Here is a 13,487-nt window from a genome sequence, read left to right on the forward strand (position 1 = left end):
GTGGCGCGCGCTCGCTCGTTCGAGGGTGTTCGACCCGGATCGCCTTCTCCAGGCGCAGTGGGCGGCCACGGTGATCGACGTCGCCCCGCTCGATCACACGGGCGATATTCGTGCTGTCGCGTTGTGAGAGGTGTTGAACGTGGCTGAGGTGGTGTGGGCGCAGTTCCTGTCCCCCGCTGGGCGGCTGCTGCAAAGACCCGTGAGCCAGGTCCGTCAGGAGCGGCTGGAGGAGCGGGCCGAGGTGTGGAGACCGACGCGGTACCGGGGCCGACGGGCGATCGCCACCTGGTGGCGGCCGGCCGGGCAGGCCCGCCTCGCGGGCTGCGCCACCCTGGGTGCCCTGGAGGCGGCGCTGTCCTTGGAGTTCGATCCGCAGGTGGTGTCGTTCACGGGCTGGTCAGTGCGGCTGGCCTGGGCGGACAGCGAGCAGGGGTACGTGCCGGACTTCTTCGCCCGGCTGGCCGACGGGCGCGCGCGGCTGCTGGTGTGCCAGACCTCGCAGCGGGCCTCGGGCGGCTGGGAGGAGGCATCGAGGCTTCTGGAGGCGGCCGGCGAGCAGGCCAGCTGGGAGGTGCGGGTGCATCCGGGCGCCGATGACACGGCCGCGGCAGCGAATCGGCAGCGGCTGGCTCGCTACCGGCATGCCCGGCTGGCGGATGCGGACACCGCGCGCGTCCTGCACCAGGTGTTCGCCCGGCCGCGTCCGTTCACCGACGGGGTGACAGCGAGTGCCCTGCCCGAACTAGCGACCGTGGCCCGGGCGTTGCATCTGGTCTGGACGCGCGAGCTCCTCATCGACTGGAGCACCCCGTTCGTGCCGGCGCGCTCCCTGGTGTGGTCGCCGCAGGGGGTGCGCTGATGGCGGTTCACGCACCGGCCCGGCCGGAGGTCGTGGCGGTGGGCAGCGCCGTGCACTGGCACGGCGAGACGTATCTGGTGACGGCGCTGCAGGGCAGCAAGGTGCACCTGCTCAGCCAGCACGCCGACGGCGAGGACGCCGTCGTCCTGCTGGATACGCTGCACCGCTCCCCTGGCTTCCGCGTGCTGGGAGCGCCGGCCTCAGACGACGGCCATGCCCCGCCGTCGGCGTCCCCGCGCCGGTCCTTGGGCGGAGCGGACCTGCTGGAGGGGCTGGCGAAGGAGGCCCGCAAGGAGGTCGACTTCTGGCTCGACCATGTGCTGGAAGTGCACACGGGACTGCCCGGATTCGCCGCGCCCGGCACTGCTCCGCGCCCCTGCTACGACCCCGAGCACACGACCCTGCGGGACCGGTATGCGTCCAAGGCCGCCGAGCTGCGCGCCGCGCATCATCAGGTGTCGGCGGCCACGGTGGAACGTAAGCGGCTGGCTTGGCTGGCGCAGGGCGTGTGGGGGCTGGTCGACAAGAGGCGGGTGCGTGGCCCGAGCCGGCACGGCCGCGTCGACGAGCAGGTCGTCAAGCTGCTGCGCAAGGTGCACAAGCGGCACGAGAAGAAGTCCATCGGGACCAGGTCACGGCTGTTTGAGCTGCTCAGGAGGGCATGCGTGCGCAAGTTCAAGAAGAAGGCGGAGAAGCTGATGCCTTCCAGAGCGACGTTCTACCGGCTGCTGGACCGGCTCGGGATCGTCTGCGGAAAGCAGGCCGCCGCCCGGCGCGGCGACGGCAGCCATCGCCCCGAACCGCCGTTCACGCTGGCGATGGCCACGGCGCCGGGCGAACAAGTGCAGATCGACACCACCTCGCTGGACATGCTGGGCGTGGACGAGACCGGACGCGTCGTCTCCTTGGAGCTGACCGCAGCCATCGACGTGGTCAGCCGGTCGGTCCTGGCCGCGGTCATCCGGCCCAAGACCAGCGGCACCAAAACCGGTACCACCTCCCGCCGTCACGGGGGGCGGGCCACAAAGGCCGTGGACGCCCTGTTCCTGCTGGCCGAGATGTGCACCCCGCAGCCGATGCGCCCGCACTGGTCGCTCAAGGCGGGTGCCAAGGAATCCGACCTGCCCTACGCCCAGCTGGTGGAGGCCGACGAGCGGATGCAGGGCGCGGCAGCCCGGCCGGTGATCATCCCGGAGATGATCGTCATAGACAACGGGAAGGTGTTCGCCGGGCGTGCCTTCATGGACGCCTGCGCCCAGCTCGGCATCTCCGTACGCCCGGCCTGCGCCTACTCCCCCACCCACAAGGCGATCATCGAGCGGACCTTCGGCTCGATCAAAAGCCTCTTCAGTCAGTTCCTGCCCGGTTACACCGGCAAGGACCTCACCCACCGCGGCAAGAACGTCGCCAAGGAACGGCTGTGGCGCATCGATCAGATCAACGACTTTCTGCAGCAGTGGATCGCCCTGGGCTGGCAGCAGCGCCCGCACAGCGAACTGCGTAACCCGTTCCTGCCGTCCATGCCGCCGCGCACCCCCAACCAGATGTTCGCTGCCCACGTCGCCAGCAGCGGCTACGTCCCCCTCCGTCTCAGCGCCGAGGACCGGCTGCGGCTGCTGCCCACCGCCTGGGCGCAGGTCACCGACAAGGGAATCCGCCTGAACAACCGCACCTACGACAGCCGCGCCCTGAACGGCTATCGCAACGCCCGCTCCGGCTGGCCGGGCAAGGGACAGCGGTGGCCGGTGCGCTACCACCCCCATCAGCCGGAGAAGGTCTGGCTCGAAGACCACCACAACGGCGCCTGGGCGGAAGCCGAATTCGTCTACCAGCGGCTGATCGGCGATGCCTGGAGCGAACACATCTGGGATCAGGCCACCGCAACCCATATCGACAAGGGCGGCCACGCCCGGGACGAGACCGCCATCGCCCGCCTGGTGCGCTCCCTGCTGGAGCGCGCCGGCCGCGGCCCCTCCCGCACCGCCGTACCGGGGCCGGTCCCCGTCGAGCGCGGCATGCAGGTCTCACCGGCGCCGGTGCAGGACCCCTATCGCGGCATCCCCGCCCCCGCCTACCACAGCGTGGCCAGCCTGCCTGTCATGGACGTCGACCCGCGCGAGCTGGGCGCACCGGCTGTGCGTCTCGCGCTGCCGGCCAGCCCGTCGGGCCCACCCCAGCCGAGCGAGGGCCACAGCCACGACTGCCCATCCGCCGAACGGTCCTAGCTCTCCTTCCCCGTCTGCGAGCGGTGACCGGCGCGGATACCGAGCGCCGACCACCGCCGACTGTCTCCAAGGACGCATGCCATGGCTTACCCCCAAACCCCTGACGTCACCGGCCGGTTCCTGCCGCCGACGACCCACCCGGGCTGGCTGGCCCAGCTCGACCGCGTCATCGACCCGCCCGACCTGGCAGCCTGCCCGCAAACGGAACACCCCCTCCGGCTCGACGACCCACGCATCCTCTACCACGCCACCATGCGCACCGTGCAGACACCGGCACTGATGAAAGCGGTCGCCGTCGCACGGCGACTATGGCTGGTGGGCGGCCCCCGCAGCGAAGGGCCCCTGCACCTGGCCGTCGACGGACCGGGCGAGACCGGGATGACCACGGTGCTACGGCAGATCGGCCGGGCCTACGAGGGCCTCATCCGCGACCGACTGCCCGCCGACCCCAAACGGATCCCTGTCATCCACGTCAACACCCCGCTGGCCCCCAGCAGCAGGCTGGACATGTCAGTCCCGTTCGCCGAGTTCCTGGGCCACAAGCACACCAAAGACCCCGAGACCAGCCAGCGCAGCACCGACATGACCGGACCCGTCTGCCACGTCATGAAGACCCGTGGCACCCGCCTGGTCCTCGTCGACGGCATCGACCGGCTGGACAACTGCGAACTGAAGACGGCCTTCGACTACTTCGGCTACCTCGCCGCCGAATGCAACGTCTCCTTCGTCTACTGCGGGCCCGGCGCCCGCGAGATCGTCAACGAGGCCCGGCGCGGCAAACGACCCGCACCGCCCGACGGCGGTGCAGGCGGCATCCCCACCCTGGCAGTCAACCCGATCCCCTACAGTGCAGACGACTACGACCTGTTCCACCAGGTCGTCAAGGCCCTCGATCAGGACCTGCGCCTGCACCAGCACCGTCCGGGCGACCTGCTCAAGCTCGCCGCCCACCTGCACCGTCGTACCGGCGGCTACATGAAACCGCTGTCCTACCTCATCTGCCAGAGTGCGCAGGAGGCTATCGAGACCGGCATCGAGGCCATCACCGAGGAACTGCTCGACAACCAGCTGGTGGGCCGCTTCGATGATGATCCGATTCTGCAGATCTGACACGCATCCGTTCAGATCATCCGCTCGTTGCACTCCATGTCAGGCACCGCTTACGGCAGCGCGACAGGCGCCGGCAGCCGCGCTCTGCCAGACACCCCCCCCCCGGGCGGCCGACCTGCCGCCACTCCCCCGAAGGAACCTGCTCCCGTGGCCAAGCGCAAAGCCAAAGCCGCCCGTCCCCGCCAGGTGCCCACCGTCGTGGTAGCGGACGCAACCGAGATCGGAACCTCGCCAGGTGTCCTCATTGTTCGGACTGGTCCCCTCACCATGACCCCCGCGGTCCTCGCCTTGCCCGCCGAGAGCGTCGACTCGTTCGTGTCGACCTTGCAGAAGGCAGCCTGTGCAGCAGAAGAGGAGTACTGGGGCCTTCTGCCCGCTTTCCGAGCCGGGGCCGCCAGTGAGGACAGCGCCGAGTTGGCAAGGGCCAAGGAGACCTGGCTTCTTTCCCAGCCCTGGCAGCAGGAGATGCGGCGGGTACTGGGCCAGCGGAGCGATCGTCTGTTCCTCATGGACTACGTCGGACACGTCGCCGTCGTCGCAGCTCCGCCCTTCGCGGACACCCCTCACCTGCTCATCTTCGACCCGCTGCAACTCCACCGGCTGGCCCCAGCGTTCCGGCAGGCCGCCGACCGGGCACGGCACAGCCCGCCGGCCGCCACGGCCGATCCAGTGCAGCGGCTTGCCGCGGCGCACCTCGAATGGTCCTCCCTCTCCTGGCCGCGCCACCCGGTCGCCCTGCCCACCCAGCAGCAGGCAGACACGGTCATCACGGCGCTGCGCACCGAATTCCTGCGCCGAACCCCGCTCCTCAAGGGGCACTGAACGCTCCCGGCCAACCGCCCAGCCCGTCCTCGCGGGTCGCGGTAGCGCGCAAGCGGGCCGTGCTGCCTGCCGGCCAGGTCGGTCTCCCAGTGCCGCTGCGGCCTCATAGGCCCCAGGCCGGATAACGGGCCTGTCCCTCTCATGTCTCTCTTTTCTCTTTCCCCCAGGCGCAGCGCGCCGCACTGGCGTGCCGCGCCCCATCTCAGAACAGGGAATGCCTGATGGAGCAGTACCGCACATGGTTGGAAGTGCGTTTCCGAGATGACGACGGCCAGGACGGCCCCTGGCAGCGCTACGACGAGGTAATGGATCCCTACTACTCGCAGGCCCCCCGCAGCGAGCAGCTGTACGAGGACGACAGCCAATGGCTTCCGGGCACTCTCCAGGAACGCGCCCAAGACGATCTCAACGAGGCTCTCGACACCGTCATCGACGAGCAGTACCTCGCGCGCGTGGTACGCGATGGCCCGATGGACGTGCGTGTCCGGCTCGTGGAAGAAGGCTCCGGCGACACCCCTGACAAGGTCATTGCCGTGTGCACGCCGTCCCCCGAGCAGGAAGCCCGGGCGTATCTGAAGTCAGCCCTGAGCGGCTACGACGACGTACGGGACGATCTGCGCTGGCGACTGCTGCGGGCACACCGGGCGGGTGTCGTTGCGGACGATCTCATCCGCGAGACCGCTGGACGGATCGAAGCCGCCGAAATCCACGCCCTGTTCGAGGCCGACCGGCTGGCCGAGGCTGCCCGCGCTGTCATCGCCGGCTGGCCGGACCCGGAGGATCGGGCAGCGGTGACCGTCGAGAGGGACAACTCTGTTCTTGTCCTGTTGCGGACCTCATTCCAACAGGAGATCAACTACGAGGAGATGTGCCGCAGCGACGACGACTACGGGTACGAAGACTGCGAGGACGGCGACTGGTGGGGATACAAGGACGGCGTTCGCGACGCCGAAGCGCTGCTGCAGCTCCTGACCGAGCACTACACGGTCACCCGCGGAGTTGGCCCGGCGACGCCGTCCGACCTGGCCCCGCTGGATCCCGTCCGGTGGGGCTGGGTACGGATCGCTCCCAAACCGTCCCTGGCGCAGGGGCCCTGCCTGCAGTCGCCCTGACAGACAGCGGACCCGGCGGGGTGGCCCAAGCCTGGCGTCAGTCGAGCCAGTCGGTGGGGATCAGCGCTTTGCGTTGTCCGCCGTCCGGCCGCCAGTTCTCCACGATGGCTTCCTGGAACCAGAGTTGCTCTGTGAGGTTGGCGTGGTCGCACACAATGATCTGTAGTGCGCCTTCGTTGAGGTCGGCCACGTCCCTGAGGAGTTCGAAGTAGGCGGTGACGGTGTCCCAGTCGGCGTCCTGGACGGTGGTGGCGTCTTTGATCTTCGCGGGGAAGAAAGCCTGGGTGGGCTGGTCGAGCATGAGGAAGCCGGGGACGGGCCGATCGTGGAGCCGGAAGTAGGTGTGCAGGGCGAGGTGGGCGACCATGTGGTAGCCGATCCAGTTCTTGGCGCTGCCGATGCGGTTGAGCGGGAGACGCCCCTGGGGGCGTCGCACGACGACGTTGAGTTGACTCAGGCTGATGGCGACTTCGTCGGCCGAGGCGGCCTGTCCGAGGTTCAGGCGCCTGGCCCAGGTGGTCATGTTGTCGGCGATGTCGGCGAGCCGTCGTTCCGTCTCGGCGGTGACGTCGTCTTCGTCGATCAAGGTCTGAAGGGCGGCGACGTTGTCCTGGGCGAGGACCAGGTCGTTGCGCAGTTCGCCGATGTCGCTGGCGGGTGATCCTGTGCCAGCGGTGAGGGCTTGGTCGATGCGTCCCTGGATGCGGGCGATGCGTACGTGCTGGTCCTGGAGGCTGCGCATGCGTTCGTCGCTGGCGGCGAGTTCTCGCAGTTGTGCCCCGTTGATGCGCAGGCGTTCGACGACGGCTGCCCGTTCGGTCTGCAGGGCCCTGCGGTGTTCGTCACGGATCGGTTGGATGGTCTGGGCCTGCTCGAGTTCCTCAGAGAGCTGGGCGGTGAGCGTGGTGATCTCGGCGGCCGACGCGTCCGGTTCCTCCAGCGGGCGTGTGCACATCGGGCAGACGGTGGTGTCGTGGTCGCGTTCGGGTCCCAGAAGACTGAGGGACTGCAGTCGGCCGAGTTGCAGATGGAGCTCACCGGTAAAGGCCTCGCCCTGCTTTTGCCAGCGGTCCACGAGGGCTAGTTCCTCGTCGAACTGCTGTAGTTTTTCGCGAAGTTCCCGTCGCTCGTCGGTCAGGCCCTGGCGCCGGTCGCGCAGGTCGACCGGGCCGATGCTCGCCACCGTGACGGTGAGAGCCTCCTCCAGTAGCCTGCGGATGTCTTCGGGGTGGGGGGCTGTCGGAACCTGTTCCAGGAGTCCTTCGTTCTGGGCGAGGCGGAGCAGGGCCATGCCGCTGGCGTCGACTGCGTCCCGGTGGCGCTGGGCGTCGTCGAACTTACGTTGAGCGGCGCGCTGGGCGCGCTGGGCTTCGTTGAGGCGGTGGCGGTTCAGGGCCTGTTCGGGTCCGGCGGCGCCGAGGAAGTAGGGCAGGGTGTCCTTGAGGGCCTGGGCCATGCCGTTTTCGGTCTGGCGGTGGAAGAGGGCCTTCTTGTCGGCGATCTCGTTCTGGTTCTGGAAGCACAGTAGGGCTGCTTGGGCGATTGATACGTCGAAGGCCGCGCGTGCGGCGCCGGGAGGAGGCTGGAAACGGAAGTCCTCAATGCCCAGGCGGGCGCTGACCTGGCTGCGCAGCGCGGCGACGTTGGAGTTGGGCGTCAGTTCGTCGGCACGGGGCAGGGCGAGGGTGTCGCCGCCGGTGCGGATCATGGCCTGGGTGGTTGAGGCGCCTGTGGGCCGGGGTCGGGCGAGGAGCATGCGGCTGTCGCGGAAGGCGACCAGGAGCGCGTACCAGCCCACGGTCCTGTCGATGGGTTCATCGGGGAGGTTGGGGGTGCTGCGGCCCAGGCAGTAGTCGACGATGTCGAGGATCTCGGACTTCCCCGTTTCGGACTCGCCGGTGAGGATGTTGAGCGCCCCGGGGCGAAACCGCACGACCCGCGGGGTGGGCCTGCCGTCTCGGTGGTAGAGGGCCAGGGCGAGTAGCTGCATGGTGGTTCGCAAGCTCCTTGAGGAGAAGGGTGGTCAGGGGCGGACACCGAGAAGGTTGAAGGCGAGGGCGGGGTCGACGACGGCGAGCCAGCGTCCGACGAGGCCGGCGCGGCGGGCGCAGTCGGCGACTTCCTCGCTCGCGGCCGCTGAGGCAGGTTTTGGGCTGCGGGGGCAGCGCAGTCCTCCTACAGTGACCTCGAGGGCCTGGTGGCGAACGGCGGTGCGCAGGCTGGCTCGGGTATAGCCGGTCAGCGCGGTGGCCCGCTGCGCGAAGGCGGCCTGGTGCTGAGGGTGTTCGGTGAGCCAGGCGGACATGGAGTGGACGGCCTGGGTGGGCAGGTCCTTGCGGGTGTCGGCGGGCAGCACGAACGGCAGCACTAGGAAGGCGCTGGGCCAGGGCAGGGGGCGGCTGGCCTTCTTGGTGGCGGCGTGGACGCTGGTGGCCAGGAGGTAGGCGCCGAATGCCGTGTTGAGCAGGGCCTGTGCTTCGGGGACGCGATGGTTGGTCATGGTCACTGGCCTGGCTGCTCGTTGTGGTGCTGGCACAGGTCGGGATAGTCGGGGTGCCAGCCGACGGACTCGTCGTCATCGGCGGTCTGTGCCCGGCCGGCGAGGCTGTGCATGGTGCCGCGGCCGATCCATGCCTCGGTGGTGCTGCCGGGGCGGGCGGGCATGTCGGCGACCTTGTCCATGGTGTCGTCCAGGACGCGTTTGCCGGCGGCTTTGCGTTCTGCGGCGGGGGTGTCGTCCTCGATCGCGTCGGTGTGGCGGGTGAAGACGTGGTCCCACTCGTCCCACAGGAGCCGCTCGTAGTCCTCGAGCGCCTTCTCTGTGATCTTGAAGTTGCGCAGCCATGCGGAGCGCTGGGCCCGTGCGTAGTGGTAGTTGCGGAGGTGGGTGGCGATGCTGCGGTCCTTCAGGCCGATCCACTGCATCTGGGCGACGACCAGGTCGTCTTTGTAGGCGGCGATCTCGGCGGTGGTGAGGCGGCGCAGTGTCTCGGTGATGGGCAGGTTCTTCCCCGCGAACCGGTCGAGGGTCTCTTCCAGGCGGCACTGCAGTTCCTGGGCGGTCACCGTGGCCCGTGTCCGGTTCTTGTCCAGCAACTCCACGGCCATGCCGTACCACCACCCCTTGATGTCGTCGAGGATGGCGCGGGCGTGCTGGCCAGGCCTGATCCCCAGTGTCCGGGCCAGACTAGAGTCGAGGTCTGACATCAGCGGGGAGGCGTCGTTGATCTCGATGGCGGTGACGAGCCGGTAGCGCTGCGCTGGCGTGAGGTCGGTGAACTTCTTGCGGTCCTTGGCGGTGTTGCCGGGTTCGGCAGCCTCGGCGACCCGCTCCATGCCGGCCAGGGCGTCGTCCACGGAGCGCCCGTCGCCGGGGCGCAGCTGGTGGAGGAAGGTGCCTTCGGCCGCCACCTGGGTGGTGACCAGCCGCAGCAGGGGCATCGTCCCGGTGGACAGGCGGCCCAGTGCGGTCAGCGCGTCGATCCAGGAGGCGACCGAGCGCCAGAAGTCCTTGCCGGTCTCGCTCAACCGCCCGGCGTTCTCACGGTGTTTGGACTGCAGCAGTACGAAAGGGTCGCGGGTGTCCTGGTAGAGGAACTCGATGTCGTCGAGGACTTCCATGCGGACTTCGAGCGTGATGTCGTCCCAGCTGCGCTCGGCGAGTTCCAGCAGGGCCAGTTCGCACTGGTAGAGGTATCCGGTCATCTGGCCTGCCGCCGAGTGCGACCCTGCTTGCGCCACGTTCCCCACTTGTGGTCGAACCTGTACCGACGGCAGCCGGCTCACCGGCCGCAGCCGCTGCCCGAGAGCTGGTGCGGGCGGTTGCCCTCCAAACCTCACGAACCGGCCCACGGCTCCCCTGTCGGCGTAACCTAACACCTCCCGGACACGCGACACCCCCGCTCTCACACCATCGCCCACCCCGAAGTCATCGTCGCCAACGCCCGGGAGGGGTGGCGTCGATGGTTCGGTTTCGAGGGGACACGCTGCTGAGCGGCAGGCTGCCTCGGCCGGCTCGCACCCAGGTCCAGAACTGCCCGGCGCGATACCTGGTTGCAGAACCGCTCATGTTCGTCTGCCCGCCGATCCCCTGCCTCGTCGTCGCAGCTGGGCGCGTTGCTGGTGCAGTTCCCCGAAAGCCCCGCTTGCTACGAGCCGTCGCCGATCCGCCTGCTTGTCGATTGGCCCCTGCGGTCGCCTCTTCGAGTCTGCATATATCAACATGCGCCGCGGGCGCGTGACGGGCCCAAGACTCGCCGACCGCACGAGGCGGCAGGCGCAAGTGGGCCCGGTTCACTAGAGTGCAAAGTTGGGTTGTAGCTCCAAGGTCACCGCAGGTTGAAGACTTCGACAGATGAAAGGCAGACAAGTTCCGTGCGTGTCGGGTCACTGACCGCTCTTCGGGATTGCTTGCCCTCTCTCTGGGGAAGTCCTACCGCTTTGACTTGTGGGGGCAACGGATGGCACGTAGGAAATCTCTGGCGGCGCAGCTGGTGCAGGCCTTCCGGGACAACCAGAAGGCGAAGGCAGCAGCAGTCAAGCGCGCAGAGGAAGAGCGGGCGCGTCGGGCCAGAGCTGCGGAGCGTGCGGCCGCCGAGCGGGTCAAGGAAGACGCCCGTCGGGAGCGGGAGCAGGCGCAGACGTGGGTCCGTACTCAGAAGGAGAAGCAGGCCCTGCAGAGTTCGGAGTCGCGTCGGGCCGAGCAGATCGTGCGGGATCTGGAGAAGCGCGAGGCGGCGCGGGCACGGGAGGCTGAGCAGAAGCGTCGTGCTGAGGAGCGGGAGAAGGCGGCGGCCGAGCGGCGTGCCAAGCAGGAGCGTGCTGAGAGCCTGCGGCGGGAGGCCGAGGTGCGGACGGCTGAGGTTGCGGCGCTTGTCGAGCAGCTGGGGACGGTGCTGCGTGAGCGTCCTGGAGACTTGAACGATCACCGTCCGGAGGTGGAGCGTGCGCTTGGGGACGGGGACCTCGAGGCGTTCGCGTTGCGAGTGGAGGGTGCGCTCGCGCGCATCGAGTATCCGGCGGGATTGGTAGGCGCTCGGCGGGCGGGATTCGCCCCCGAGACGCGGGAGTTGATGCTTGAGACCGAGTTGCCAGCTCAGACGGTGGTGCCGTCGGTCCTGGGTTACCGGTTCAGGGCTTCCGCTCCCCCTGCTGTGGTGCCGCAGCCAAGGAAGGAGGCGGAATGCAAGGCGCTGTACAGGGACTTGATTGCACGTCTGGCGCTGCGGGCGATCGATGAGGCATTCGCGGTAACCCCGCCTGCGTTGGTGGACTCTGTCGCGTTCAATGGGATCGTCCGCGCGAAGGACCGCGCTACGGGGAAGGCGATCGAACCGTGCTTGATCGGTGTTCGGGTGAGCCGAGAAACCTTCGGTGAGCTCGTCCTGGACGAGCCCGAGCTCGATCCGGTGCGGAGTCTGCACTATCTCAATGCTGTCGTCTCGCAGCATCCCTACGACCTGGAGCCCGTGCCTCCCGTCGTACACCGTCGAGGTGCTCGAGAGGTGGAAGGAGCAGCGGGAGAGCGAGGGGACGGCTCCGCTCCTGCAGTTGCGCGGGTTGACAGAAGACCGGCTGCGGGAGTTGGTGACAGAGTCGTTCTCAGCATTCCACGACGAGACACGTGAGGCACTGACCGAGTTGACAAAAGTCGCTCCTGAGGCGGCGTCCACGTTGCAGGTGTTGGTCGAGGAGCTTCGCGACCCGCGGGTGCATGGGTTCGGGATCGACCCCGATGTGGCGGCGTGGCTGCGTGACGCATCCGATGGGTTGGGGCATCTGCAGGACACCGCTCCGCTGCTGTTGAACGCGGCCAGAGACCTACGGCATCTGCAGGACAGTGCTGATCTTCTGCAGTCTGCGGCCGACGGCCTGCGAGGCACGGTGGACATCGCGATGGCTGTGCGTGACGGAGCCGATCAGCTGATGCGGGCGGAAGGTCTGATCTTTCAGCTGAAGCAAGCCGCTGCAGAACTGCGAAGGGCCAGGGGCGAATACTGATTACCTCAGCTCCGCCAGGCAGAGGTGGGCGGGCCTAAGAAGCCGTATTCATACCTTCGAGCTTGGGGATCGAACAGGGCTCTGGATCGGATGATCTCGGGGTGATCCGTACATGAGGACAGGCCCTCTTGGTAGTTCGGGGGTGTTGAAGCCTGCCGATCCACCCAGGAGACCCTGTTGCCGCAGTTGTACGCGCTCGCGCCCTCATCGTTCAACTCGTCCGACGTGTCGTGCGATTGCCTCGCCCATGTGTACGGAAACGCGGCGGACCTGCCGGAGCGGGTGCGGCGTTATCCGTGAGACATGACGAATGCGGAGTGGGCCGAGGTCCGGGTGCTGCTGCTGGTGCCGGCCTGGCAGATGCTCGACGCTGTGCGTTACGCAGCATCCAGCGTGTTGTCCTCCACCACGCCCACGGCCTGGCCAGCCGGCTGGGCCAGCACTTCCACCACCGCTTCACGGGCGACGACCAGCCGTTCGAGTGCTCGCTCGGCCTCTTCGAACACGGCCGCCATCCTCGTGGCTCCCTCCCGCGACCGCTCGACCGCCTCCCGCGCGGCCGACTCTTTCGCCACCAGCGACTCCCGTCGATCAAGAATCAACCCGACGCTCCAACACTTCCGCGTAGACACGGAGTTCAATCCTGACCAGCGGAAACTCAACGGTCACGGCCGGAAAGACAACGGCTTCTCAGGGCTTGTCTGCGCCTGGGCCCGTTCGCCCGGGTGACAAGCCACGAAAGTCCAGAATCACATCCACGGCATCCAGTACTGCCGCGCTGGAGGCGCTCGCCTGCAGGTACAACGCGCATGCAGTCGGCGTCGCCGACAAGCCGCTCTCAGCCTGCCTGCTCTCAACCCCAGGCGCAGTAGGGAGCGTTGGAAAGGTTCGTTTCGAGCACATCGCCTTTCAAACGGCGGTTTGATGGTCCTATGCAGAGATGGGGGAGATACGCGCTCGTGGCGTGCGCGGGTACGTGCGGGACCGCGGCCGTGTGTTTGGTGGCGGTCGCCATCTTCATGGATCTGGCGTCCGCGGACCGGCTTGGCAGTGTGATGGGGGCAATCGCCGGACTCGTGGGTTTGGCGGTTTCGGTATGGGCGCTCGCCGGTTCCGGACGCCTCTCGGTTGAGGCACATGATGGCGCCGTAGCGTCTGGTGGACACGTGGGGCGCGTCATCCTCGGCCACCACAACGAGGCCACGCCGCAGTCGGCCACGCCGCGCCTCAATCCGCCCGCAAGCGGCAGCGTGAGTGCCTCGGGAGCGGGTAGCACCGCTGCCGCAGGAGACATCGATGAGGTCATCACTGGGGACGGGAACCGTACGTGAGCCCTGTGTGGGGCCGTCGGGACCACAG

11 protein-coding genes are annotated in these 13,487 nt (G+C 68.2%); 7 read left to right on the plus strand and 4 right to left on the minus strand.

Going from position 1 to position 13,487, the window contains the following annotated elements; genetic code table 11:
* Positions 1-139: 139 nt before the first annotated feature.
* The 5 genes from AB0937_RS33665 (at position 140) to AB0937_RS33685 (ending at position 6,128) form a co-directional block, all read left to right on the plus strand.
* Positions 140-859, plus strand: a complete 720-nt coding sequence (locus AB0937_RS33665; RefSeq protein ID WP_366717230.1) for a hypothetical protein — start codon at positions 140-142, stop codon at positions 857-859.
* Positions 859-3,084, plus strand: coding sequence for a Mu transposase C-terminal domain-containing protein (locus tag AB0937_RS33670; protein WP_366717232.1), 2,226 nt, complete (start codon positions 859-861; stop codon positions 3,082-3,084). Before AB0937_RS33665 ends, AB0937_RS33670 begins: the two co-directional genes overlap by 1 nt.
* Positions 3,085-3,165: 81 nt before the next feature.
* A complete protein-coding gene (locus AB0937_RS33675) occupies positions 3,166-4,194 on the plus strand; it encodes an ATP/GTP-binding protein (protein WP_366717234.1) in 1,029 nt (342 codons plus the stop codon).
* A gap of 267 nt (positions 4,195-4,461) precedes the next feature.
* The gene (locus AB0937_RS33680) at positions 4,462-5,016 is read left to right on the plus strand and encodes a hypothetical protein (RefSeq protein ID WP_366717236.1); all 555 of its coding nucleotides are present in this window, start codon (positions 4,462-4,464) and stop codon (positions 5,014-5,016) included.
* Positions 5,017-5,237: 221 nt separating this feature from the next.
* Entirely contained in the window at positions 5,238-6,128 is an 891-nt protein-coding gene (locus AB0937_RS33685) for a hypothetical protein (protein ID WP_366717238.1), read from the plus strand.
* 37 nt (positions 6,129-6,165) lie between these two features.
* Here the strand turns inward: AB0937_RS33685 and AB0937_RS33690 are convergent, their stop codons facing one another.
* The 3 genes from AB0937_RS33690 to AB0937_RS33700 are packed head-to-tail and all read right to left on the minus strand — an operon-like array spanning position 6,166 to position 9,869.
* Positions 6,166-8,118, minus strand: coding sequence for a DUF3732 domain-containing protein (locus AB0937_RS33690; protein WP_366717240.1), 1,953 nt, complete (start codon positions 8,116-8,118; stop codon positions 6,166-6,168).
* A 33-nt stretch (positions 8,119-8,151) separates the two neighbouring features.
* The gene (locus AB0937_RS33695) at positions 8,152-8,628 is read right to left on the minus strand and encodes a three component ABC system middle component (RefSeq protein ID WP_366717242.1); all 477 of its coding nucleotides are present in this window, start codon (positions 8,626-8,628) and stop codon (positions 8,152-8,154) included.
* A 2-nt stretch (positions 8,629-8,630) separates the two neighbouring features.
* A complete protein-coding gene (locus AB0937_RS33700; protein WP_366717244.1) occupies positions 8,631-9,869 on the minus strand; it encodes an ABC-three component system protein in 1,239 nt (412 codons plus the stop codon).
* 719 nt (positions 9,870-10,588) lie between these two features.
* Between AB0937_RS33700 and AB0937_RS33705 the strand changes: the two genes are divergently transcribed.
* Both AB0937_RS33705 and AB0937_RS33710 read left to right on the plus strand, forming a co-directional pair.
* The gene (locus tag AB0937_RS33705) at positions 10,589-11,755 is read left to right on the plus strand and encodes a hypothetical protein (protein WP_366717246.1); all 1,167 of its coding nucleotides are present in this window, start codon (positions 10,589-10,591) and stop codon (positions 11,753-11,755) included.
* Positions 11,715-12,128 carry a hypothetical protein gene (locus AB0937_RS33710; RefSeq protein ID WP_366717248.1) on the plus strand — a complete coding sequence of 138 codons (414 nt, stop codon included), beginning with the start codon at positions 11,715-11,717 and terminating at the stop codon, positions 12,126-12,128. Before AB0937_RS33705 ends, AB0937_RS33710 begins: the two co-directional genes overlap by 41 nt.
* A gap of 377 nt (positions 12,129-12,505) precedes the next feature.
* Here the strand turns inward: AB0937_RS33710 and AB0937_RS33715 are convergent, their stop codons facing one another.
* The gene (locus tag AB0937_RS33715; RefSeq protein ID WP_366717250.1) at positions 12,506-12,643 is read right to left on the minus strand and encodes a hypothetical protein; all 138 of its coding nucleotides are present in this window, start codon (positions 12,641-12,643) and stop codon (positions 12,506-12,508) included.
* Positions 12,644-13,487 lie beyond the last annotated feature (844 nt).

This window comes from Streptomyces sp. NPDC047880 (assembly GCF_040706515.1).
In the GTDB taxonomy this organism is placed as follows: domain Bacteria; phylum Actinomycetota; class Actinomycetes; order Streptomycetales; family Streptomycetaceae; genus Streptomyces.